The organism is Pseudomonas fluorescens (genome assembly GCF_902497775.2).
Taxonomy (GTDB): Bacteria; Pseudomonadota; Gammaproteobacteria; order Pseudomonadales; family Pseudomonadaceae; genus Aquipseudomonas; species Aquipseudomonas putida_F.
Genome location: NZ_OZ024668.1, coordinates 2,329,978 through 2,354,587, shown reverse-complemented (window position 1 = coordinate 2,354,587; position 24,610 = coordinate 2,329,978). Strand labels below are relative to the sequence as shown.

Annotated in this window: 18 protein-coding genes; 13 read left to right on the top strand and 5 right to left on the bottom strand. The window is 62.8% G+C overall.

Features of this window, described 5'->3' with window-relative positions; translation table 11 throughout:
- The first annotated feature begins 8 nt into the window (after nucleotides 1-8).
- On the top strand, nucleotides 9-1,160 hold the full coding sequence (locus F8N82_RS10770; protein WP_038995261.1) for an acyl-CoA dehydrogenase family protein: 1,152 nt from the start codon (nucleotides 9-11) through the stop codon (nucleotides 1,158-1,160).
- Here F8N82_RS10770 and F8N82_RS10765 read toward each other — a convergent pair.
- Together F8N82_RS10765 and pedF are read right to left on the bottom strand one after the other, a co-directional pair.
- Entirely contained in the window at nucleotides 1,155-4,316 is a 3,162-nt protein-coding gene (locus F8N82_RS10765) for a hypothetical protein (protein WP_038995259.1), read from the bottom strand. The two genes, F8N82_RS10770 and F8N82_RS10765, sit on opposite strands and share 6 nt — an antisense overlap.
- 87 nt (nucleotides 4,317-4,403) lie before the next feature.
- Complete coding sequence (gene pedF / locus F8N82_RS10760; protein ID WP_038995258.1) at nucleotides 4,404-4,841, bottom strand: cytochrome c-550 PedF; 438 nt, start codon at nucleotides 4,839-4,841, stop codon at nucleotides 4,404-4,406.
- Between the two features lie 259 nt (nucleotides 4,842-5,100).
- Here pedF and exaA point away from each other — a divergent pair, with 259 nt between their 5' ends.
- Nucleotides 5,101-6,972, top strand: coding sequence for a quinoprotein ethanol dehydrogenase (exaA, locus tag F8N82_RS10755; RefSeq protein ID WP_038999366.1), 1,872 nt, complete (start codon nucleotides 5,101-5,103; stop codon nucleotides 6,970-6,972).
- Between the two features lie 78 nt (nucleotides 6,973-7,050).
- Entirely contained in the window at nucleotides 7,051-7,689 is a 639-nt protein-coding gene (locus tag F8N82_RS10750) for a pentapeptide repeat-containing protein (RefSeq protein WP_038995257.1), read from the top strand.
- On the opposite strand, the gene F8N82_RS10745 is transcribed toward F8N82_RS10750, so the two are convergent.
- A complete protein-coding gene (locus F8N82_RS10745; protein ID WP_038995256.1) occupies nucleotides 7,686-8,312 on the bottom strand; it encodes a response regulator transcription factor in 627 nt (208 codons plus the stop codon). The two genes, F8N82_RS10750 and F8N82_RS10745, sit on opposite strands and share 4 nt — an antisense overlap.
- 161 nt (nucleotides 8,313-8,473) lie before the next feature.
- Between F8N82_RS10745 and F8N82_RS10740 the strand changes: the two genes are divergently transcribed.
- The 3 genes from F8N82_RS10740 (at nucleotide 8,474) to F8N82_RS10730 (ending at nucleotide 11,145) form a co-directional block, all read left to right on the top strand.
- Nucleotides 8,474-9,139 (top strand): response regulator transcription factor, encoded by a 666-nt coding sequence (locus F8N82_RS10740; RefSeq protein ID WP_038995255.1) that lies wholly within the window; start codon nucleotides 8,474-8,476, stop codon nucleotides 9,137-9,139.
- A gap of 546 nt (nucleotides 9,140-9,685) precedes the next feature.
- On the top strand, nucleotides 9,686-10,747 hold the full coding sequence (locus F8N82_RS10735) for a 3-deoxy-7-phosphoheptulonate synthase (RefSeq protein ID WP_095163046.1): 1,062 nt from the start codon (nucleotides 9,686-9,688) through the stop codon (nucleotides 10,745-10,747).
- Between the two features lie 116 nt (nucleotides 10,748-10,863).
- Nucleotides 10,864-11,145: a peptidylprolyl isomerase gene (locus tag F8N82_RS10730; protein ID WP_010226518.1), complete on the top strand. Its 282-nt coding sequence runs from the start codon at nucleotides 10,864-10,866 to the stop codon at nucleotides 11,143-11,145.
- A gap of 42 nt (nucleotides 11,146-11,187) precedes the next feature.
- On the opposite strand, the gene F8N82_RS10725 is transcribed toward F8N82_RS10730, so the two are convergent.
- Together F8N82_RS10725 and F8N82_RS10720 are read right to left on the bottom strand one after the other, a co-directional pair.
- A complete protein-coding gene (locus F8N82_RS10725) occupies nucleotides 11,188-14,286 on the bottom strand; it encodes a DUF1566 domain-containing protein (protein WP_038995250.1) in 3,099 nt (1,032 codons plus the stop codon).
- Nucleotides 14,283-16,175 carry a hypothetical protein gene (locus F8N82_RS10720; RefSeq protein ID WP_038995249.1) on the bottom strand — a complete coding sequence of 631 codons (1,893 nt, stop codon included), beginning with the start codon at nucleotides 16,173-16,175 and terminating at the stop codon, nucleotides 14,283-14,285. The genes F8N82_RS10725 and F8N82_RS10720 overlap by 4 nt, the downstream gene beginning before the upstream one ends.
- A gap of 158 nt (nucleotides 16,176-16,333) precedes the next feature.
- Between F8N82_RS10720 and F8N82_RS10715 the strand changes: the two genes are divergently transcribed.
- The 7 genes from F8N82_RS10715 (at nucleotide 16,334) to eco (ending at nucleotide 24,603) form a co-directional block, all read left to right on the top strand.
- On the top strand, nucleotides 16,334-18,160 hold the full coding sequence (locus F8N82_RS10715) for an extracellular solute-binding protein (protein ID WP_224793830.1): 1,827 nt from the start codon (nucleotides 16,334-16,336) through the stop codon (nucleotides 18,158-18,160).
- Entirely contained in the window at nucleotides 18,157-19,215 is a 1,059-nt protein-coding gene (locus F8N82_RS10710) for a microcin C ABC transporter permease YejB (RefSeq protein ID WP_038995248.1), read from the top strand. Before F8N82_RS10715 ends, F8N82_RS10710 begins: the two co-directional genes overlap by 4 nt.
- Nucleotides 19,215-20,237, top strand: coding sequence for an ABC transporter permease (locus F8N82_RS10705; protein WP_038995247.1), 1,023 nt, complete (start codon nucleotides 19,215-19,217; stop codon nucleotides 20,235-20,237). The genes F8N82_RS10710 and F8N82_RS10705 overlap by 1 nt, the downstream gene beginning before the upstream one ends.
- A gap of 30 nt (nucleotides 20,238-20,267) precedes the next feature.
- Nucleotides 20,268-21,659, top strand: a complete 1,392-nt coding sequence (locus F8N82_RS10700) for a sigma-54 interaction domain-containing protein (RefSeq protein WP_038995245.1) — start codon at nucleotides 20,268-20,270, stop codon at nucleotides 21,657-21,659.
- Nucleotides 21,660-21,893: 234 nt separating this feature from the next.
- The gene (locus tag F8N82_RS10695) at nucleotides 21,894-23,285 is read left to right on the top strand and encodes a GntP family permease (RefSeq protein WP_038995244.1); all 1,392 of its coding nucleotides are present in this window, start codon (nucleotides 21,894-21,896) and stop codon (nucleotides 23,283-23,285) included.
- A 10-nt stretch (nucleotides 23,286-23,295) separates the two neighbouring features.
- The gene (gene hbdH, locus F8N82_RS10690; protein WP_038995243.1) at nucleotides 23,296-24,066 is read left to right on the top strand and encodes a 3-hydroxybutyrate dehydrogenase; all 771 of its coding nucleotides are present in this window, start codon (nucleotides 23,296-23,298) and stop codon (nucleotides 24,064-24,066) included.
- Between the two features lie 57 nt (nucleotides 24,067-24,123).
- On the top strand, nucleotides 24,124-24,603 hold the full coding sequence (eco, locus tag F8N82_RS10685) for a serine protease inhibitor ecotin (protein WP_038995242.1): 480 nt from the start codon (nucleotides 24,124-24,126) through the stop codon (nucleotides 24,601-24,603).
- Nucleotides 24,604-24,610: the final 7 nt, after the last annotated feature.

Genomic DNA, 24,610 nt, shown 5'->3' with positions numbered 1-24,610 from the left:
GTACGCAGATGCAAGACCTGGAACTGACTGAAGAACAGATCATGATCCGCGACATGGCCCGGGACTTCGCCCGCGGCGAGATCGCCCCCCATGCCCAGGCCTGGGAAAAGGCCGGCTGGATCGACGACGGCGTCGTGAAAAAGATGGGCGAGCTGGGCCTGCTGGGCATGGTCGTGCCCGAGCAATGGGGCGGCAGCTACACCGACTACGTCGCCTACGCCCTGGCGGTCGAAGAGATCGCCGCTGGCGACGGTGCTACCGGCGCACTGATGAGCATCCACAACTCGGTGGGCTGCGGCCCCCTGCTGGCCTATGGCAGCGCCGAGCAACAACAGACCTGGCTCGAACGCCTGGCCAGCGGGCAAGTGATTGGCTGCTTCTGCCTGACCGAACCCCAGGCCGGCTCCGAGGCCCACAACCTGCGCACCCGCGCCGAACTGCAGGGCGATCACTGGGTGATCAATGGCGCCAAGCAGTTCGTCAGCAATGCCCGGCGCGCCGGGCTTGCCATCGTCTTCGCGGTGACCGACCCGGAGCTGGGCAAAAAAGGCATCTCGGCCTTCCTGGTACCCACCGACAACGACGGCTTCGTGGTCGATCGCAGCGAACACAAGATGGGCATCCGTGCCTCCGACACCTGCGCGGTCACCCTGAACAACTGCCGTATCCCGGCGGCCAACATGCTCGGTGAGCGCGGCAAGGGCCTGGCCATTGCCCTGTCCAACCTCGAAGGCGGGCGCATCGGCATCGCCGCCCAGGCTTTGGGCATCGCCCGCGCAGCGTTCGAGGCGGCGCTGCTGTACTCACGCGAGCGCATCCAGTTCGGCAAGCCGATCAACGAGCACCAGAGCATTGCCAACCTGCTGGCCGACATGCAGGTGCAGATCAACGCCGCACGGCTGTTGATTCTCCACGCCGCCCGCCTGCGCAGCGCCGGCAAGCCGTGCCTGAGCGAGGCCTCACAGGCCAAACTGTTCGCCTCGGAAATGGCCGAGCGGGTGTGTTCCAAGGCCATTCAGGTGCATGGCGGTTATGGGTATCTGGAAGACTATCCAGTCGAGCGGTATTACCGCGATGCGCGGATCACCCAGATCTACGAAGGCTCGAGCGAGATCCAGCGCATGTTGATTGCGCGGGAGCTCAAGCACTATCCGCTATAAGTCCGGCGCCGGGCCCCACGCTTCGCCCTGACGATACTCACGCGAAGCGTCACAGGCCTGGCAGGCGACGCTAGCCCGCCGATAACCACTCACATAAAGCACGTAGCCGTGGGCTATGGGGAAGATCCGGCCAACGCCGATGGACAGGCTGTAGGCGTAATCTGGATGCGGTGGGGTACCGAGAAACACCATCGCACTGCCCGACCAGTCACCCTCCTCGTCCCGCAGCCAGCCGTTGGCGCGCAGGTCTCCCCATTCGCTCCACAGTTGCCCCAAGCCGCGCTCGCCTTCGCGATGGATCACCTCGCCAATGGTGGGTAATTGCAGGCCCTCGCGCAGGCAATAGTCTTGGGCCGAGGTAAAGGTGAACAGCTGTTTCGGCGGTTTCTCGAACCACTTCAGCGGCGCTTCCAGGCGGTAGCTGGAGTCACGCCCATCGTCACCATAGGCTGTGATGAACAACGGTTGCCGCAATTGCCCAAGCAAGGTCACCTCACCGCTATCATCCACCTTGGCCAGCTCAGGTTGGTTGACTTCGAAGCGCAACGGCGGCAACAGCCCGATCGGCCTGCGCCGAAAGCGCGCACCGGTAAAGCCGGTGACGGGCGAGAAACGCCCGGTAGTCCAGCCGTTGACCTCGAACGGCTGCCAGCCCAGGGGGTTGATGACCAATTCCAGTGCGTCGAAAGTCAGGGCGTTGGCTTCCAGTGCCGAACCGTCGAAGCAGACCTTCAGTTCCAAAGTGAACTGGCTGCTGGTGATCAGTTGCAAAAGCAGCTCACGCGGGATCTCAAGGTTCAAGCCGTTGACAAGCTGCTCGGGCTCTTCCAGCGCGCCCTCGAACAGAATAGGCCTGACCGACCCGCCTTCACTGATGCCGTGCAACTGCAACCTGGCCCACTGGCCCAGGGCGATAAAGGGCCAAGGTGCGACGACGAAGTGCGCGTCGCCATCAAAATCGGCCAGATCAAGAGCGCCGTCGACCGCTTCCACCACGTGCGTATCAGGCAGTTCGTCGAGCGTTTCGATGTACAGCTCATAGGGGGTTGAGAAACGCGGGGGCTGCCCGTCGAGGGTAACGGTATAACGAATCACTACCAGGCTTTGCAGCGGGCGAATACTGGCGCCAACCACCGCCGCAGGCACCTCGAAGTCAACGATGCCTGAGGCGTTACCCGGCTTGGGCAACGAGACCCACCCGTCACTGCTGTGTTCGTCCTGCCATTCGAGGACGATTTGCTGGTCTTGCGACATGCCGTCGTATTCCACCCGCACCTGCAGGCCATCCACGGCATCCAGGGGGGCGAGTACAGCCTCCGGCGCTGCAGGCACCTGCACAGGCGGCAAGTCGATATCCAGTTCGCCCACTGTCAGGGTCAGAGGATGGGAAGAGCGTCCGGGCCGCGCAGCACTGCTGACGATGTAATTCACCTGAATCTGCTGGCCCTGGCTGGCCAGGACAATATCGCGAGACACGCGAAACTCCGTCGGCAGTTCTGCGTCTTCAACCTGGCGGCGCTCACTGGCAAAGCCCTCGTCATCGACGCCATGCCAGAAGTAGGTGATCCAGCTGCCCGGCTGCACATCTTCGCCTGGCGGGATCTCCAGTGTTGCACCCTCTTCGTCCAGGTCACCGGGTGCCAGCATGCCGTCCTGCGCCTCGAGTACCTCGGGGGCGTCGAGTAAAGGCAAGGCATCACCGATCTGCAGGAACAATGAAGGCGACCGCTCGGCATCGACCAGGTAGTAGAGCTCGGCTCGCTGGCCCCACAACTGCGTCACATGGCGCTGGGGGATGGTGTGCTCGATATAGCTGCGGCCTTCTTCGAGGTCTTCTTCGTTCAGGGTCAGCAGCTGTTCATGAAACACCCGTCCGTTGTCAAAACGCTTGCCTGACCAGATCACCCGGACCTCCTGGCCGACCCGTATCCAGGGGTAGAGCGGTATCTGCACAGTGGCGGGTGAATCGGGCACCAGGTAATTGTCTTCACTGGCTTGCTCTACCCGGGGCAGCGCCAGTGCTGTTCTGTCGTCGGTAAAGACAACCGGTACCTGGGGTGAGGCCAGGTGCGGCTGGTCTTCTCGCAGGCGATGATAGGAGACCGCCGCCATCCCGCGACCCAGCGTGCTGGCCAGCGCATTGGGCACGTTGAATATCACCGGCCCCGGGACTTGTGTCACTGGCTCTACATGCTGCAGCGGCACCGGCTCGCCATTGAAGGCAAAGCCGTCGAAAAACAGCGCCAGCGAATCACCTATGCGAAAGTGGTAGTCGTAGGTATAGACCTCCACCTGCAGATCGCGGCCGCTCAGGTCGCTAACCACCGACCGGCAACCGGTACCGCCGCCCCCTTCCCCCCTGATCGTGACACAGACCGCTGGCAGCGGGTCAGGGTTGATCGCCACGCGGATATTCACTCGCGGTGACCAGGGGCTGCGCTGCTCACCTTCGGAGCTGTTGAGCAGCTCATCAATGACACGGTAGTGCACCAGCAAGTGATTGGTGGGGGCAATTGGAGCGCGATCGCCATCGCCTGCTGCGCGAATCACATCGCCGGGCACCTGGATGGTCAAGGCGTTACCCACCTCATCGCGACGGATCAGATAGCTGAAGCGCTGGCCGCCCCACTCCACCTCGACCCGATCACGCACACGCATGCCCGGGTAGGCAGCGATGCTCAGTTCTACCCGATTGACGTTGGAGCTCGTGACCTCGGTGACATTCAACTGCGGTGCGGCCAGTTGCGAATACTCACCAGGCGCAGGCTGGCCCGGCCGGCCCAGCTTGACCAGCACCCGTATCGGCGCCGACTGTTGCCAGCCGCTGCCGGGTTGCCAGAGCGCATAGCGCACACTGACCTGGCCGTCGCCCAGTGCGTTGGCAGGAACTGAAAGGTGCACGGTGTGGCCGACTTCAACGTCACCGAGCACCCGCAATGTCAGGGGCTGCTCGCCCCAGTACAGGCGTAAACGATCGCCTGCCTGCTGGTTGGGCCAAGGCTCGATGGCGACCGCCAGCGCGCCGCTGGTGTCGAGCATTGCCAGGTTGACTCCCGCCTCGCCGGCCACCTCGTTGCCGTCGTCATCCTCGACAAGCACGACAAGGTCCTCACCCACGGGCAGGCGTACCACAGGTAGTTCCAGCAGCGAAGTCATAGGTATTCCTCCTGATCGGAAGGCCTATTCAACGCTGGAATGCAACGTTGCGAAACTGACAAAAATGCTAGGTCAGCCACCGACGCCCTATTCTTCGACGTGCACGCTGTCGAGGTAACTGCGCACCGCCCAGAGCGCCTCCTGGCTCAGGTAATCCGCCATTTTCGGCATGTACACCCGGCCGTCGCGTACCGCACCATTGCGCACCCGCTCGACAAACCACTCATCACCGGCGGCACCTTCATCGAGCAGGCGCAGGTCCGGGGCAATGCCGCCGGATTTGGCTTCAAGACCATGGCAGGCGGCGCAGTTCTGGTTATAGGCCGAGGCGCCAATGGACACCGCCTCGTCGTGGTCCTTGCTGTTGCGATAAGGGTTTTCTGCGCGCCACTGATCACCGAGTTTTTCCAGGTTGCCGGTATTGACCGCGGTTGGCGTCACGTTGCCATGGGCTATGGCCCCGGCGCTGCTCATCAGCCCGGCACTCACGATCAGGCTCAACCAGGCGTTTTTTGCTGTTCTCATTGTTCTGCCCTCGACTGCTGTTTGCACGCATCAACCTCTCGGCTGAAAGGTTGTGCCGGCATCTTAGGAATGCTCAGGCGAGGGCCCCATGCTGCTTTGGTGGCCGCGCGCTCCTCCCTTGGTAGTAGCGCTTGTGGGGCAGTGCCAAATCATGCCCGGTTTGGGAAGTTTTCCCGGTGAGGCCGGGAGATTTTCCGTATCGATCCAGGCCTTGGCGTTCCAGGCTATGCAGGCCAAAACCTTCATTGGAACTGCAACCATGACAATAAGATCGTTACCCGCCGCGCTTTCTCCGCTGTCTGGCGCCGTGCACACCGTCCTCTTGCTGGGCGGCCTGGCCCTGGCCCCGCATGCCCTGGCCAAACCGGTCAGTTGGGAAGACATCGCCGACGACCACAAGAGCACCGGCAACGTGCTGCAGTACGGCATGGGCACCAATGCCCAGCGCTGGAGCCCGCTGGCCCAGGTCAACGACCAGAACGTGTTCAAGCTGACCCCGGCCTGGTCGTACTCCTTTGGCGATGAGAAGCAGCGCGGCCAGGAGTCCCAGGCCATCGTCAACGACGGGGTGATCTACGTCACCGGCTCCTACTCGCGGGTATTTGCCCTGGACGCCAAGACCGGCAAGCGCCTCTGGACTTACAACCATCGCCTGCCGGACAACATTCGCCCCTGCTGCGACGTGGTCAACCGCGGCGCCGCCATCTATGGCGACAAGATCTACTTCGGCACCCTCGATGCCCAGGTCATTGCCCTGAACAAGGACACCGGCAAGGTGGTGTGGAAGAAGAAATTCGGCGACCACAGCGCCGGCTACACCATGACCGGTGCCCCGACCCTGATCAAGGACCAGAAGAGCGGCAAGGTGCTGCTGATTCACGGCAGCTCCGGGGACGAGTTCGGCGTGGTCGGCCAACTGTATGCGCGCGACCCGGAAACGGGTGACGAGGTCTGGATGCGGCCCTTCGTCGAAGGCCATATGGGCCGTCTCAACGGCAAGGACAGCACCCCCACCGGCGACGTAAAGGCGCCGTCCTGGCCGAATGACCCGAACACTGAAACCGGCAAGGTCGAAGCCTGGAGCCATGGCGGCGGCGCGCCGTGGCAGAGCGCAAGCTTCGACCCGCAAACCAACACCATCATCGTTGGCGCCGGTAACCCGGGGCCATGGAACACCTGGGCGCGGACCTCCAAAGACGGCAACCCGCACGACTACGACAGCCTCTACACCTCGGGCCAGGTCGGCGTCGACCCGTCCACCGGCGAGGTGAAGTGGTTCTACCAGCACACGCCCAATGACGCCTGGGATTTCTCCGGCAACAACGAGCTGGTGCTGTTCGACTACAAGGACAAGGACGGCAAGCAGTACAAGGCTACCGCCCATGCCGACCGCAACGGTTTCTTCTACGTGGTCGACCGTACCAACGGCAAGTTGCAGAACGCCTTCCCGTTCGCCGACAACATCACCTGGGCCAGCCATATCGACCTCAAGACCGGCCGCCCGGTGGAAAACCCCGGCCAGCGTCCGGCCAAGCCGGAGCCTGGGCAGACCAAGGGCAAACCGGTGGAAGTCTCGCCGCCGTTCCTGGGCGGCAAGAACTGGAACCCGATGGCCTACAGCCAGGACACCGGCCTGTTCTACGTACCGTCGAACCAGTGGAAAGAGGAATACTGGACCGAGGAGGTCAACTACAAGAAAGGCTCGGCCTACCTGGGCATGGGTTTTCGTATCAAGCGCATGTACGAGGACCACGTCGGCTCACTGCGGGCCATGGACCCGACCACCGGCAAAATGGTCTGGGAACACAAGGAGCGCTTGCCGCTGTGGGCCGGGGTGCTGGCGACCAAGGGAAACCTGGTATTCACCGGTACCGGTGATGGCTACTTCAAGGCCTTCAACGCCAAGACCGGCGAGGAGCTGTGGAAATTCCAGACCGGCAGCGGCATCGTCTCGCCGCCGATCACCTGGGAGCAGGACGGTGAGCAGTACATCGGCGTGACCGTCGGCTACGGCGGCGCGGTGCCGCTGTGGGGTGGCGACATGGCCGAGCTGACCAAGCCAGTGGCCCAGGGTGGCTCGTTCTGGGTGTTCAAGATCCCGGCCTGGGACACCAAGACAGCCCTGCGCTAAGCCCATCGCAATGCAAGCCCGCTCCGTGTTGGAGCGGGCTTGCCCCGCGATAGCTATCCCACAGCCAAGGAGATCCCCATGAAATACCTCCCGCTCTTGCTCACCCTCGCCTGCACCCCCGCTCTGGCCGATGACGACGCCCCGCTTAGGGTCAACGGCTGCACCATCGCCCCCGAAAGCCAGTGCCCCAACGCTAACCTGCGCAACGCCGACCTGAGCAACCAGGACCTGCGCAAGATGAACCTGGCCGGCGCCGACCTGCGCGGGGCGAACTTGCGTCACGCGCGCCTGGACCTGGCCAACCTGGAAAAGGCCCAACTGCAAGGCGCCAACCTCACCCGCGCGAGCCTGCAGCAAAGCAACCTGCGCCTGGCCGACCTGCGCGATGCCAAGCTGGTCGCCGTACAGGCCTGGGGCCTGTTCGCCCAGGGCGCCAACTTCGAAAACGCTGACTTAAGCGCCGCCTACCTGGAATTCGCCCGCCTCTCCGGGGCCAAGCTGCACAACAGCACACTGCAGGCCGCCGACCTGGAAATGACCTGGTTGAGCAAGGCCGACCTCAAGGGCGCCAACCTGGCCGATGCCAACCTGCAGGAGGCCAAGTTCGGCGAAAGCAACCTGGAGCAGGCCGACCTGCGCGGCAGCCGCCAGCACTACGCCAACTTTCAAGACAGCAATATGCAAGGCTGCCAAGGCTGCCCAACAACCTGGGACTAGGCCGCCACACGCAGCAGGCCCGCCTCGATCGCCAGGCGCACCATCTGCGTCTGGGAGGCGACCTGCAACTTGCTTTTGAGCAGGGTCAGGTAGTTGGACACGGTCTTGGCGCTGATGCACAGCTGCTCGGCAATCAGCCGCGGTGGCGTGCCCTTGGCCAGCATCAGGAAGATTTCGGTTTCGCGCTGAGTCAGGCCTTGAATGCGGGTAGTGCTTGCCTGACAGGCAAGGTCGGTAGCCAATGCCTGTTCAATGTAGGCATGCCCGGACAGCACCCGGCGCACCGCCTCAAGCAGCACGGCCGGGCCTGCAGCCTTGGACAGAAAGCCACAGGCCCCGGCCGCCATGGCCTGGCGCACCAGGCCAAGGTCGGTGTGCTCGCTGAAAAACAGCACGCGCAGTTGCGGCAGGCGCTGGCGCAGGCGTCGGGTGGTTTCCACGCCGCTGATACCGGGCAAGTCAAAATCCATGATCACCAGCCCCGGCAACTGCTCGCCAACCTTGTGCAGGGCCTCTTCACCGCTGCCGGCCTCGATGATCGCCATGCCCGCCAGGCCCTGTTGCAACGCAGCGGCCAGGCCCAGGCGCAGCATCGGGTGATCGTCGACCAGTAATATGGCCATCTTAGTGCTCCTGCAGGTTTGCCCCATGCTAGAACGCACGCCTGGGCGCCCGACTACTACTTTGGTACTGTTTCAGTTGTCGATGGTCGCATTTCCAAAGCGCTGCACCTGGCCTGTAATGAAGGGGTGCAGCGACAACCACAACAATAAGGTGCAAAGCCATGTACAAGATTCTGATCGCCGACGACCACCCGTTGTTTCGCGAGGCCATCCACAATGTCATCAGCGACGGTTTTCCCGGCAGCGAGGTAATGGAAACCGCCGACCTCGACAGCGCCCTGGCGATCACCGGCGATCACGATGACCTCGACCTGATCCTGCTCGACCTGAACATGCCCGGCATGCACGGCCTCGGTGGCCTGATCAACCTGCGCAACGAGGCGCCGACCATTCCGGTGGTGATCGTCTCGGCCGAACAGGACAAGCAGGTGGTACTGCAAGCCATTACCTACGGCGCCGTGGGCTTTATCACCAAGTCCTCGCCACGCTCGCAGATGACCGAGGCCATCGAGCAGATCCTCAACGGCAATGTTTACCTGCCGCCGGACATCATCCGTACGCAAAAAAGCAGCAGCCGGCGCAGCCAGGGCGAGCACCAGGGCTTTGCCCCGGAACTGCTGCAAGCCCTGACCCGCAAGCAATTGCTGGTGCTCGAACGCATGACCAAGGGTGAGTCGAACAAGCAGATCGCCTACAACCTCGACATCGCCGAAACCACGGTCAAGGCCCACGTCTCGGCGATTCTGCGCAAGCTCAACGTGCACAACCGCGTGCAGGCGATCCTCAGTGCCGGCGACATCGACTTCACCGCCTACCTGCGGCGATAGTCACGATCCATCACAATCATGCAAATTAGCCATTGAAACCTTGGCAAGGCCTGAAGTAAGCTCGGGTGCATCAACTGGAGAGTCACATGTCGCACACCACCCTCACTCACGCTCGCAACACCGGTCGCCTATCGCGCCCTGTGGCGGCGGTCGAGTGCGCGACGGCTTCCCCGGCGAGCTTTTATTTTGGGTATTGGTTTAGCCACAGGCGCCGCTGATACCCACACCGGCGCCCACACTCAAGGGGCCGCCGAACACGAGAATACTCAACCCCCGGTCGGCCCCCCGACCGGGGGTTTTGCGTTTCAGGCCCCCGGTAATTCGCGAATGACATTGAGGAACAGAACATGAACTACGCCACCTACCGTTACCAAAGCTTCAGCTTCTGGCGATTTAGCCAATCCCGTTCGGGCCAGCCTGCCGCCTCCGATCGGTCACTTGTTGGTGGCACACAAACACATGACGCCAATCCGGCCAACTGTCGAACACCTCGATAGGGCCGACAGCGCGGGCCAGACCCCGCCATCCGCCCAGGGAACCCCGAACATGCAATCGTCCAACCTCGCTCTGCCACTGTCCGAACCCACTGCTGCCAATAGTGCCGTCAGCCAACGCCTGCCGAGCCCGCTGTTGCTCAAGCAGCAAATGCCGCTCACTCCTGCCCTCACTGCCCAGGTCGCAGCCCACCGCCAGGCCGTACGCGCCATTCTTGATGGCGAAGACCAACGCCTGCTGGTGATCGTCGGTCCCTGCTCGCTGCACGATCCCCGCTCGGCCCGCGAATACGCCCAGCGTCTGGCGCGCCTGGCCATCGACGTCAGCGACCAGATGCTCCTGGTGATGCGCGCCTACGTCGAAAAGCCGCGCACCACCGTCGGCTGGAAAGGCCTGGCCTACGATCCGCACCTGGATGGCAGCGACGACATGCATGGCGGTATCGCCTTGTCGCGCGGGTTGATGCTGGCCATGCTCGAACGCGGCTTGCCGGTCGCCACTGAGCTGTTGCAACCGATGGCTGCCGGTTACTTCGATGACCTGCTGAGCTGGGCGGCGATTGGTGCGCGCACCACCGAATCGCAGATTCACCGCGAGATGGTCAGTGGCCTGGGCCTGCCGGTCGGCTTCAAGAACGGCACCGACGGCGGCGTCGGCATCGCCTGCGACGCGATCCGCAGCGCCGCCCACAGCCATCGGCATTTCGGCATGGACGTGCAAGGCTACCCGGCGATTGTCGAAACCCTGGGCAATGCCGACACCCACCTGGTGCTGCGTGGCGGCAACAAGGGCCCGAACTACGACCCTCAGAGCATTGCCCTGGCCCGCCAGGGCCTGGCCAAGGCCGGCGTTGCACCGCGGATCATGGTCGATTGCAGCCATGCCAACAGCGGCAAGGACCCGCTGCGCCAGCCGGCGGTGTTCAACGAGGTGCTGGAGCAACGCCTGCAGGGCGACACTTCGCTGGTCGGCATGATGCTCGAGAGCCACCTGTTCGACGGCTGCCAGGCGCTGGGCACGCAGCCGCTCAAATACGGTGTGTCGATTACCGATGGCTGCCTGGGCTGGGATTCGACCGAACGCTTGCTGCGTGAGGCGGCTGAGCGGTTGTAAGCCTTATCGCGGGGCAAGTCGAGGCGTCGCACCGCCGCTCCCACTTGCCCCGCGATAACTATCAGCCGACCTTCATTTGCGTTAGGCTTGGGGTTTTACCCCAAGGAGCCACTCCCATGGCCAAAGCCACTGCCCGTCACATCCTGGTTGCCACCGAAGACAAGTGCAACGAACTCAAAGCCCAGATCGAAGCCGGTGCCGATTTCGCCGAAATCGCCAAAGCCAACTCCACCTGCCCATCGAGCCGCCAGGGCGGCGACCTGGGCTCGTTCGGCCCGGGCCAGATGGTCAAGGAGTTCGACACCGTGGTGTTCAGCGCACCGGTCAACACCGTGCAAGGCCCGGTGAAGACCCAGTTCGGTTATCACCTGCTGGAAGTGACCAGCCGTCAGGACTGAGCCAACTGGCGAAAGCCGGTCCGAAATGGGCCGGCCTTCCAGTTACCTTACATATGCAGCGACATTAGCAGTCTGCTTGGAGGATACCGAACTCTGACCTGTTCTATTGTCAAAGATCCACGCTTGGGTCGAGTTAACTGCTTCACTCGTCCAGCAACTGGACTGCCAAAACGTACCTACAAGCCCGCTCCGTCCACAACGCTCCCACAATCGGGAATACTCCGCACGTGTTGGCAGGCGCCAGCCTTCTTCAGCCGCTATTTCTATTGCACGACTCCAACTCATGTTAGCTCCGTGGGTTGTAATCCTCACGCCTCCCGAACACGTTACGACGTAACTCAACTGCGCTCCAGTTCTATCACGAATGGTAATAGATGATTCACCTCTGTCTCTCATATAGACCACACCATCACTGACGAAGGGGACATATGCAATCGAGGGAGTTGAACTGGAGTAAGAGTAGGCTGGCATTCCCCCTGTGGCGCGTCTGATGAGTTGAGCCTGCGGCGGTACATTCACAGGAACTTCACCGCTAAGAAAGTAGAAGTCCGCTGGTGCCTGAATCCGGGCAACAGAGCTGTCAACTGTGAAGGCATTTCTGAGTTCCAGTTCAAGCATTGGAAACATCACTGCACGACGCTCATCAGTATCTCTGTCAAATGAAACTTTCAATTCCACTGTAAATTTACTGCCATGCTTCAGTTGCTGCAGGACATCTCGCGGTATAGACCGTGTCAACGCTTGAGTTTCGGTCAGCACATGCGCGGTCCAAAGTCTAAAACTCTCGGATGTATTGTTCGTTTTAGTACCATGAACTGTTAACCATACGCGTTGGCCTTCTTTTATAAAATCCCAAGACTCCGCTCGAAAATTAGGGTTTCCTGAAATCAGCGGAAGATTAAGCACCCCATTTCCAGCCTGTGGCAACGTGGGGCTCGAAAGCCCTGTCAAAGTCCGAATGATCAACGACAATACGGGCGACTCTGCCAGCTCCTGTCCGCTACGTTCTACGCTGTAACTGACCTGCACCGTGGTATCCGCCGGCCCGATGTTCGCCCCCACCAACGCCGCCTCGATATCAATCAGCAACGTACCACTGGCGTCACCCGCAAATGGTCCCAACTCAACCGAACCAGCAATCGCCGTGCCGCGCCAGTGCAATATGATCTGGTCGCTTTCGGCCATGCCGGCATAGCTGACCTCGACAGTCGCGCCCTCTACGGCATCGAGCGGATCCAGGGTAGCGTCGGGGGCCTCAAGCACCTTGGGCGCGCCCAGCTCTAGTGCCAGTACCCCGACCCGGAAGGAAAACACCCGCGACACCTGCCCCGGATGCCCGTCACGCTCAACGCTGTAGCTCACCTCGACACTGCCATTGAGGTTGGCCTCAACGAACACTTTCGGCACATCGAACACCAACGGCTCGCTCAGGCTGGTGATCTCGCTCTGATCGCTGGTGCTGCCATCGGCCTCACTGCCGCGCCACAGATAAGTCACCCGGTCGCCGAGCGCGATGCCTTCGTACAGAGGAATCTTCAGGCTCGCCCCCTGGGGGCCGACGGCCGCCGGGTCCAGTACACCTTCTGCCACCTCCTGTACTGTCGGCGCCTGCAGGGTGGCCTGCAGCTCGCCGATGACCAACCCGAGGGTCTCGGACCGCCGCCCATTGACCAGGTAGTAGACCTCGGCACGCCGGCCATCGAGGGCGGCGATGTACTCGCCAGGTAGACCGCGCAAAATCTCGCCCCGCTCGATCTGCCCGCTGGTGACGTTGCGCGTGTTATCGAAGTACACCTCGCCGCCATCGGCGCGGGTGCCACTGAAGACCACGGTCAGCACATCGCCAATGTTGATACCCGGGTAGGCCGCGACCCGGATCGTCGCCTCGGCAAGCGTCGGGTCGAGATGCCCGCCTTGTGCTTCAAGCACTGTCGGCGCGCGCAAGCCGACGCCGGCGCCTTCGCCTTCAATGCGCCGGGTGGTGCGTTGCGAGCTGTGCAGCGGCGGCGTGGTTTCGCCGGCCTTGACCTGGTAATAGAGCACTACCCGGCCTCCACCGCCGAGCACTTGCGCCTGGCCATTGGGCACCATAAAGGTGACCGCGCCGGGCACCCGCTCGACCTGGCGCTGCTGGCGGTGCTGAACCCGTTCACCCTCGACGGTGAAACCGTTCCAGAACAGCTCGACCCAGTTGCCTTCGGCGAAATGATGCGGATCGGTGAACACCTCAACGGTGACGTCGTCCAGGTCGAGCTCGTTGAGGTCAATGACTTCGTCCACGTACTCGTCACGGATCTTCACGTACGGTGGGTACAGCTGCGCATCACTGGCATAGACCTCGACCGTGGTCGAGGCTGACCATGGCCGCTCATCGGCATCGCGCGAACGGTTGAGTACCTCGTCGGTGACTTTCCAGGCCATCTTGATCTCGCCATCGCCAGCAGCGAGGATCAACGCTTCGTCGACCTTCAAGGTCAGGTCCCGGCCCACTTCCTGCGCTGCAAGCACATGCACCAGGGGCTCCCCGCCCCAGTCCAATTCGATGCGGTCGCGCACGCGCATGTGCTCGTAGGCGGCAATCGATACCTCGACGCCGGCGGCGGCTTCGATTGGCCCAATGCCGTTGTCGATCAGCTCATCCGCCAACCCCGCCGGCACCAGGCCCTGGTGCCCTGGCTCTTCAGCGTCATTGTCACGGCCGCCCGGACGGGTGCGTTTGACCAGCACGCGAATGGCCGCGGACTCGGACGAGTTGCCGTCCAGGTGCCAGACCGTATACGACACCTCGGCCTGACCGTCCTGCAGGCGCCGCAGCGGCACCCGCAGGTACAGGATGCCTTCCGGCGCATCGAGCTCGGCGGGCGAGAGGAAATGGCTTACCGCCAGGCTACCGCCCCAGTCCACATCGATCTCTTCGAAGGCTTGCGCACCGGCCCACAGCGCGATCCCCACGACCAGGCCGCGAGGGTCGTCGCTCAGGGCCAGGTTGACCCCGGCATCGCCAGGTACCCACTCGCCGTTGTCATCCTCGACCAGCACGTCGATCAGGTCACCCAGCGGAATCCGCAGGCGCGCCAGGTTGCGCGGCGACAGGCTCTGACGTTGTGCGCGCAGGGCAAACGGGGCTTCGGCGCGGGTCATGGTTGCACCTCATCACCACGGGATACCGATTGCTTGCGGGTCGCTGCACGTGGTCCGACTGAAAACGCCAGCGGCTCGGAGACACCGAGCTCACCGTTTGCCGGGGTAACCTGGTAAATGAGGCTCACCGTACCGCCGCTGCCCGCTTGGACCACATCGCGTGGCACGTCGAACTTCAAGGGCCGGGTCAGGCTGCTGATCGCACTGGTATCCGCCGCACTGCCGCCAGGCTCTGTGCTGCGCCAAAAAAACATCACCGGGTCCCCCACGCTGAACCGCGAGTCAGGCGCAATCACCAGGGTCGCGCCTTGACCGCCCAGCTCGGCGGGGTCCAGCAAGCCGTCGCGCAACTGTTCGACCTGCGCGGCGGCGTAAGCGTCTTGCAAAGCTTCAACCTGCAGTTCCATGGTCGGGCCCTCTTTGCCTTCGATCAATAGAGAAACGCGCAGCCGCTGGTGTGCCAGCATTTTTAGCAGCGCCGCCGGGAGTGAAAAGCTCAGCGTGCCGCGCCGCAACTCGCGCCTGCTCAGCTGATGGCTGCGGATCAGCACCACCCGCTGCTGGTTAGCCAAAATTGCACTGCACACCAGCGTCAACCTCAGGCCCAACGGGCATCCCCGGAGCAGGTCAATTTCGACCTCAAGCTCGCCGGCGTCAGCGGCAACATTGCCATTGACCGCCGCGGGTACCCGCGGCGCGTGCCATGCGCACAGCGGCACACCAAGCACCGACAAGGTCCGACGCCGCGAGCCGCGGGCATTCGGGTCATCCGGCACTGCGCTCACTTCGTAGCTGACACGCGCAGTGCCGCCAGCCAGTTCGAGCAGCTTGTCATTGGCAATCCTGAACCGTTCGGTACCCGGCACCCGGCTCAACTCACGGCTCTCTTCGATATCCACCACGCGCCCGTCTTCGGTGGTGCCGCGCCAAAGCATGCGCAGCCATTGCCCAGGGGCGAAATCCGCCGGGTAGGTCGCCACTTCCACCCAGGCATCGCCTGCGCCGACGGCCAGCAATTCGATCTGCTCGACATACTGGTCGTTGACCAGCACATAGGCCGCCGGTAGCGAGGAATTGCTGGCATACACTTCAAAAGCCTGGCTAGGCGCCGACCAGGGCAGCAGGTCAGCGTCCTGGGAGTCGTTGCGCACCTCGTCACTGACCCGATAGTCCAGGCGCAGGCTGTCGCTGTCGCCAGCATCGAGAATCTGTTGTTCATTGACCGTGAGCACGACACGCTTGTCGGCGGCCTGCGCCTGGGTGACAGTATGCAAAACCTGCTGATTGCCCCAGCGCAGTTCGATCCGGTCGCGCACGCGCAGGTTTTCGTAGCCGTCGATAGTCACGGGCACGCCCGCCGCGGCCGCAGCACCGTCCACCCCGTGCTCGATCAGCGCTGGCGGCAAGCTGGCCACAGGCAGCCCCTGATGCCCCGGCTGGCTGGCGTCGCGGTCCTTGCCGCCGGGACGGTTGAGTTTGAGCAGGATGCGGGCCGGCTCGGAGTCCTCGACATCATTGGCGCTCAAGTGCACCCGATAGAACACGGCGATACTGGCTGCGCCTTGCCCGGGCAGATGTTCAGCAGGCACCTGCAGGAATAGCGTGCTACCGACAACCGTTACACAGTCGCAGGCAACCTGCTCGCCGGCCCAGTACAGATCGACCCGCTGCCCGGCCTGCTGACCGAGCCACGGCTCGACGGCCACCACCACCCCGGCCAATGACTCGCTTTGCGCCAGGTTGATCCCGGCGTCGCCTGGAACCTCCTGCCCCGACTCGTCAGTGACAATCACCGGTATACGCTCACCAAGGGGAAAGCGCGGGCGGCTTAGCCAGCGTGGCTGGTTTGGCCCGGATAGCAGGGGGTCGAAGGGTTCTGCAAGGGTCATGACCGGTGTCCTTCTACAAGGGAGAGGGACACCCAGTTAATAGCAGTCGCAGCACGGGCGATACTGACAAAAATACCAGGTGGCGCCGAACTGCTAAGCTCAAGACACCCTCCAGACTCCCACAGGCAGGCAGGCGTTTGCGTATCGGTCACGGCATCGTGCTGGCATTTCTCCTGAGCATCGGCTGGCCGCACCCGGCGCTGTCAGCTGCCAGCCACGCCCTGACGGTTTATGGCGAAGCGCCGCGCTACGCTGCCGGCTTCCAGCACTTCGCCTACAGCAACCCAAACGCCCCCAAGGGCGGCCTGTTGCGCCGCTCGGCCATCGAGATCGGCCAGTTCGACCACATCATTCCCTATATCGACAAGGGTGTCGGTGTTACCGAGGTCGATGGCTGGCTGTATTCGCCGCTGGCGGTGCGCTCGCAGGATGAGCCCTATACGGTGTATGGGCTGGTCGCGCAGAAACTTGAACGCGATCCCGAAGGGTTGTGGCTGCGCTTCTATCTTGACCCGCGAGCGCGCTTCGCCGATGGCCAGCCGATCCGCGCCGAAGATGTGCGCTACACCTTCGAGCTGTTCATGCGCGCCGGCAATCTCAAATACCGCACCCAGTTCGCCGATGTCAGCGAGGTCAGGGTCGAGAACCCTCGGCAGATCATCTTTCACTTCAAAAGCAACCAGAACCGCACCCTGCCCCTGGACCTGGCAACCTTGCCAGTGCTGCCCGAGCACTGGTGGCAAGACCGCGACTTCGCCAATGGCGCAGGCTTCGAGGCACCGTTGGGCAGTGGCCCGTACAAGGTCGGGCGGATTGACAACGGCCGCAGCATCACCTTCGAGCGCGACAAAAACTGGTGGGGCCGAGAGCTGCCGGTCAATCGCGGCCGCTACAATTTCGACCAGCTGCGCATCGAGTACTTCGGCGACACCGAGGTGGCGCGTCAGGTGCTGCGCGGCGGCGGCTTCGACTACAACCGCGAATTTTCCGCCACCGCCTATACCCTCGGCTACGCCAGCCCCGCCCTCGACGATGGCCGCCTGCAGCGCGCGCACTTGGCCAAGGACGCGCCGCAGACCGCTCAGGGTTTTGTCTTCAACCTGCAGCGCCCGGTGTTCAAGGACCGTCGGGTGCGCCAGGCGCTGGCCCTGTTGTGGGATTTCGAGTGGAGCAACCGGCAGATGATGCGCAACCTGTACATTCGCCAGCAGAGCTTTTTTGCCAACAGTGACCTGGCTGCGCGCAGCTTGCCCGATACACAGGAGCTGCAGCTGCTCGAACCGTTGCGCGGGCAGGTGCCCGACGAGGTCTTCAGCCAGGTGTTTGACGCACCGCGCACCGATGGTTCGGGGCTGATCCGCGACAAACAACTGCAAGCCCTGGCACTGCTCGAGGCGGCAGGCTGGAAACCCCAGGGCGACCAACTGGTCAACGCCCAGGGCGAGCCACTGACCTTCACCTTCCTCAATGGCCAGGCCGGCTTCGAACGCCTGCTGCTGCCATGGAAGCGCAACCTGGCACAGATCGGCATCACCCTGGAAATCCGCCGCATCGACGCCTCGCAGTACGTCAACCGGTTGATGGCCCGCGACTATGATCTGATCGTCACCGGCTACCCGGTGTCGCCGTCGCCAGGGCTTGAGCTGTACAATTATTTTGGTTCGGCGGCGGCCAGCGACCCCGGTTCGAACAACTACATGGTGCTGCGCGACCCGGCCGTGGATCGCCTGCTCGACGGCCTGGTCAAGGCCGAGACCAAAGCCGCAATGCTCCGTTACGCCCATGCTCTGGACCGGGTGCTGAGCTGGAACTACTACTGGATCCCCAACTACTACCCGCCAGGCAGCTCGACGGTGTGGTGGAACCGCTTCGGCCTGCCCAAGGTACAGCCGAGCAACGACGAAGGCCTGGACAGCTGGTGGCAAGTCAGCCCGACGCCACTGACCAACGCGCAGATGGCCGAGCGCCTGGGGAACCGGCCATGATTGGCTATATCCTGCGCCGCCTGCTGCTGATCATCCCGACCTTGCTGATCATCCTGCTGGTCAATTTCGTGATCATCCAGGCCGCCCCGGGCGGGCCAGTGGAGCAAGCGGTGGCGCGCCTGCAGGGCATCGGCGGCGGTGCCCCCGGGGCCAGTGTCGAAACCCTGCACGCCAGCTCGCGCGCCAGCCGTGGCCTGGACCCCAAGCTGCTGGAAGACATCAAGCGTCAGTACGGCTTCGACAAATCGGCGCCCGAACGCCTGTGGCTGATGCTCACTCAATACGCCCGGCTGGACTTTGGTTCGAGCTTTTTTCGCGGCGCCAAGGTTACCGACCTGATCCTGGAGAAAATGCCGGTGACCTTGTCGCTGGGCTTCTGGGCTACGTTGATCACCTACCTGGTGTCGATCCCTTTGGGGATTCGCAAGGCAGTGCGCCACGGCACGGCGTTCGATGCCTGGAGCAGCAGCCTGATCGTCATTGGCTATGCCCTGCCCTCGTTCCTGTTTGCCCTGCTGCTGATCGTGCTGTTTGCCGGCGGCACCTCGCTGAACTGGTTTCCGGTGCGCGGGCTGGTTTCGGAAGACTTCGACCAGCTCAGCCTGCTGGGCAAGATCGCCGACTACTTCTGGCACCTGGTGTTGCCGGTGGGCGCACTGGTCATTGGCGGCTTTGCCACCCTGACCCTGCTGACCAAGAATGCCTTTCTCAACGAGATCACCCGCCAGTACGTGATCACCGCCCGGGCCAAGGGCCTGAGCGAGCAGCGGGTGCTGTACGGGCATGTGTTTCGCAATGCCATCCTGCTGGTGGTGGCCGGCATTCCCCAGGCGCTGATCAGCGTATTTTTCGCCGGCTCCCTGCTGATCGAAGTGATCTTCTCCCTCGATGGCCTGGGACGCATGAGCTACGAGGCGGCAGTGTCGCGGGATTATCCGGTGGTGTTCGGCTCGCTGTTCATCTTTACCCTGTTCGGCTTGCTGGTACGGCTGATCGGTGACCTGTGCTACACCCTGGTCGACCCGCGCATCGACTTTGCCACGAGGGCGCACTGATGTTCAGCCTGTCGCCGGTATCGCGCAGGCGCCTGCAGCGCTTTCGGCGCAATCGTCGCGGGTGGATTTCGTTGTGGCTGTTTGGCCTGTTGTTGCTGGTGAGCCTGGGCGCCGAGCTGGTGGCCAACGACAAGCCGTTGTTGCTGGGCTATCAGGGCCAGCTGTATTTCCCGGCCTTCAAACGCTACAGCGAACAGCAATTTGGCGGCCAGTTGCCATTTCAGCCGGATTATCGCAGCCAGTACGTACGCCAACTGATCGAGGGCCAGAACGGTTGGATGCTGTTTGCCCCGGTGCCCTTTGGTGCCGATACGCCGAACTACGATCTGCTGGTGCCCGCCCCCAGCCCGCCGTCAGCGGCAAACTGGCTGGGCACCGACGATCAGGCCCGTGATGTACTGGCGCGGGTGCTGTATGGCACCCGGGTGTCGATTCTATTTGCCCTGGCCCTCACGCTGATCAGCACGGTGATCGGTATAACGGCGGGCGCCCTGCAGGGCTATCACGGCGGTTGGGTCGACCTGATTGGCCAGCGTCTGCTGGAAGTCTGGTCGGGCTTGCCGGTGCTGTACCTGCTGATCATCCTCAGCGGTTTTGTCGAGCCGAATTTCTGGTGGCTGCTGGGGATCATGGCGCTGTTTTCATGGCTGGCGCTGGTGGACGTGGTGCGCGCCGAGTTTCTTCGTGGGCGCAACCTCGAGTACGTGCTGGCCGCCCGCGCCCTGGGCCTGCCGGACCGCTGGGTGATCCTGCGGCACATCCTGCCCAACGCGATGAACGCCACCCTCACCTATCTGCCGTTCATCCTGACCGGCGCCATCACCACCCTCACTGCCCTGGATTTTCTCGGTTTCGGCATGCCGGCCGGCAGTGCATCGCTGGGCGAGCTGGTGACCCAGGGCAAGCAGCATTTACAGGCGCCGTGGCTGGGCTTTACCGCCTTCTTTGCCCTGGCGTTGATCCTCTCGCTGCTGGTGTTCATTGGCGATGCCTTGCGCGAAGCCTTCGATCCACGGGCATAATCGCAGCCTTTACCCCCGGCGGAGCGGCCCATGCAGGACAGTGACAGCCTCAAGGATTATCAGCAGGTGCGCCTGCTGGCGATTCGTTCGCTGTTCGAGATCATCGAGCAGTCCAGCGAGGGTACGATCATCGTCGACCGTGATGCGCGCATCGTCTGGATGAACGAGCGCTATGCCCGGCGCTTTGGCCTTGAAGACGCCAGCAGCGCTATCGGCCAACCGTGCGAGAGCGTCATTCCCGGCAGCCTGATGCGCGAGGTGGTGAGCAATGGCCGTCCCATTTTGCTGGACATGCTCGACACCCCCAAGGAGCCGCTGGTGGTCATGCGCCTGCCGGTGCACGACGCTGCCGGCAAGCTGATTGGCGCCATCGGTTTCGCCCTGTTCGATGAGCTGCGCAGCCTTTCGCCGCTGCTCAAGCGCTACGCCAGCATGCAGCAGGAGCTGGCCTCGACCCGCTCGTTGTTGCGCGCCCGCCAGGCCAAGTACAGCTTTGCCCAGTTCATCGGCACCAGCGTCGCCAGCCTTGAGGTCAAGCGCCGCGCCCGGCGTGGCGCCAGCAGTGACTCACCGGTGTTGCTGCTGGGTGAAACCGGCACCGGCAAAGAGTTGCTGGCCCATGCCATCCATGCCGCCTCGCCGCGGGCACACAAGGCGTTTGTCAGCATCAACAGTGCGGCAATCCCGGAAACCCTGCTCGAAGCCGAATTCTTCGGTACCGCCCCAGGTGCCTTTACCGGCGCCGAGCGCAAGGGCCGCCCGGGTAAATTGCAGATTGCCGAGGGCGGTACGCTGTTCCTCGATGAGATCGGTGACATGCCGTTGCCACTGCAGAGCAAACTGCTGAGGGTACTGCAGGAGAAGGAATACGAGCCGGTCGGCTCCAACCAGATGATCCAGAGCGATGTGCGGATCATTGCCGCGACCTCCACTGACCTGCAGGCGGCCATGGCCCGTGGCGAGTTTCGCGCCGATCTGTTTTACCGCTTGAACGTGCTGCCGATTCAGGTACCACCGTTGCGCGAACGCCTGGAGGATTTGCCGGCACTGAGCGAGGCGATTCTGGAAGAGTTGGGGAGCCAGCACGAGCTGGACAATGACGCCCAGGCGCTGCTCGCCCGGCATGCCTGGCCGGGCAACATCCGCGAGCTGCGCAATGTGCTGGAACGGGTAACCTTGCTGGCCGATCAGCCGCGCCTGGGGCTGCGCGATGTTCAGGCGGCGCTGGGCGACCTGGCGCCACTGCAGGTCCAGGCTGCACCACTGAGTTATCGACAGGCGTGTGCCGATTTTGAGCGGCAGTTGCTGGAAAACACCCTGGTGCGGTGTGCCGGAAATGTGCCGCAGGCGGCGCAGCAGTTGGGGTTGGGGCGCTCGACGCTGTACAAGAAGTTGGTGGCGCTGGGTATCAAGTCTCAATAAAGAGACCGGGGTTTCCTTTTTGAGATAGTCCTCGCGGGGCAAGCTCGCTCCCACCGGGATGGCGGCGTCCCTGTAGGAGCGGGCTTGCCCCGCGAAAGCACCAGTCTCAATATAGAGACATGCACACTATCAAAATAAAATAAACACAACAAAATCAAATATTTACCTAATTGGCACGATTCCCGCTATCTCCTTCCCACCCACAAAAACAAGATGTACCCAAGGAGACACTCGATGAGTGTAATCATCGCCCTGGCAGCCCTGACGCTGCTGATGCTGGCTGCCTACCGTGGTTATAGCGTTATCCTCTTCGCCCCCATTGCCGCCCTTGGCGCGGTGCTGCTGACCGACCCCTCCGCCGTCGCCCCGGCCTTTACCGGGGTATTCATGGAAAAAATGGTCGGCTTCATCAAGCTGTACTTCCCGGTGTTTCTGCTCGGCGCCGTGTTCGGCAAATTGATTGAACTGTCGGGCTTTTCACGCTCGATCGTCGCCGCCGCCATTCGCCTGCTCGGCACACGCCAGGCCATGCTGGTGATCGTGCTGGTCTGCGCCCTGCTCACTTATGGCGGCGTGTCGCTGTTCGTGGTGGTGTTTGCGGTGTATCCGTTTGCCGCCGAGATGTTCCGCCAGAGCAACATCCCCAAGCGCCTGATCCCAGCGACCATCGCCCTGGGCGCGTTCTCGTTCACCATGGATGCGCTGCCCGGCACCCCGCAGATCCAGAACATCATCCCCAGCACCTTCTTCAACACCACCGCCTGGGCCGCGCCTTGGCTGGGCCTGATCGGCACCCTGTTCGTGTTCTGCACCGGCATGCTCTACCTGCAACGCCAGCGCAACAAGGCCCAGCGCGCGGGTGAAGGTTACGGCTCAGCATTGCGCAACGAGCCGGAAACCGCCGCCGACCTCAAGTTGCCCAACCCGCTGCTGGCGCTGTCGCCATTGCTGCTGGTGGGGGTGATGAACTTGCTGTTTACCCACTGGATTCCGGCCTGGTACGGCAAGAGCCACACCTTGAGCCTGCCGGGTATGAGCACGCCGGTGCAGACCGATATTGCCAAGCTCACGGCAATCTGGGCGGTAGAAGCGGCCTTGCTGCTGGGCATCCTGCTGGTGCTGGTGGCAGGCTTCGGCGCGATCAAGAGCCGCCTGGCCGAGGGCAGCAAAAGCGCGGTCAGCGGCGCTTTGCTGGCAGCGATGAACACCGCCTCCGAGTATGGCTTTGGTGCCGTGATCGCCTCGCTGCCGGGCTTTCTGGTACTGGCCGATGCCTTGCGCGCGATCCCCAACCCGCTGGTCAACGAAGCGATTACCGTGACCCTGCTGGCGGGTATCACCGGCTCCGCTTCCGGCGGCATGAGCATTGCTCTGGCAGCGATGTCGGACAGCTTCATTGCCGCCGCCAACGCGGCGAACATTCCCCTTGAAGTGCTGCACCGGGTTGCTGCCATGGCCAGCGGCGGCATGGACACCCTGCCGCACAACGGCGCGGTGATCACCCTGCTGGCAGTCACCGGCCTGACCCACCGTGAGGCCTACAAGGACATTTTTGGCATTACCCTGATCAAGACCCTGGCGGTGTTCGTGGTGATTGCTACGTTCTATGCCACCGGTATCGTCTAAGGAGCACCCCATGAGTCTCAACGGCAAGACAGCAGTAGTCACCGGCTCTACCAGCGGCATCGGCCTGGGCATTGCCCAGGTATTGGCCAAGGCCGGCGCCAACCTGATCCTCAATGGCTTCGGCGATGCCAGCGCGGCCATTGCCGAAGTCGCCCGCCACGGTACCCGGGTCGGCCATCACCCGGCGGACCTCAGTGACGTGGCGCAGATCGAAGACCTGTTTGCCTACGCGATGCGCGAGTTCGGCGGCGTCGATATTCTCGTCAACAATGCCGGCATCCAGCATGTGGCGGCAGTCGAAGAGTTCCCCGTGGAGCGCTGGGACTCGATCATCGCCGTCAATCTCTCGGCGGTGTTTCATGGCACCCGCCTGGTGCTGGCGGGCATGCGTGCGCGCAACTGGGGGCGGATCGTCAACATCGCCTCCGTGCACGGCCAGGTCGGCTCTACCGGCAAGGCCGCCTACGTTGCCGCCAAGCACGGGGTGGTGGGCCTGACCAAGGTGGTCGGGCTGGAAACCGCCACCAGCAATGTCACCTGCAACGCCATCTGCCCGGGCTGGGTGCTGACGCCACTGGTGCAGAAACAGATCGATGACCGTGCCGCCAACGGGGCCGATCCGCAGCAGGCCCAACACGATCTGCTGGCCGAGAAGCAGCCATCTTTGGCCTTTGTCACTCCCGAACACCTGGGTGAGCTGGTATTGTTCCTCTGTAGCGAGGCTGGCAGTCAGGTTCGTGGCGCTGCCTGGAACATCGATGGCGGCTGGCTGGCCCAGTGACGGGCAGCCTTGGACCCTGGCTGCGGCATCGTGTTTTTTTATCTGCAAGGAGGCCTTATGCGCCCACTCTCCCTCACTGCGTTGTTCACCCTGACCCTGGCAGTCGGTACTTCGGTACAGGCCGCCAGCCTCAAGGATGTGGCGCCCTACCCCGAGGCCGAAAAAGGCTTTACCCGCCAGGTGATCCACCTGCCAAAACAGGCTGACGAGTCGGCCTACAAGCTCGAAGTGCTGGCTGGCAAACAGCTGGAAGTCGACTGCAACCGCCAGCACCTGGGCGGCAGCCTGGAAGAACAAACCCTGCAAGGCTGGGGCTACAGCTATTACCGCCTGGAAAAAGTCTCGGGCCCGGCCTCGACCCTGATGGCCTGCCCGGACGGCAAGAAAAAACAGGCCTTCGTGCCGGTGGTCGGCGACGGCTTCATGCTGCGCTACAACAGCAAGCTACCGGTGGTGGTGTATGTGCCGGAAGGCGTTGAAGTGCGCTACCGCGTCTGGTCGGCATCGAACAAAGTGAAAAAAGCTACAGTGGAATAAAGCGCTC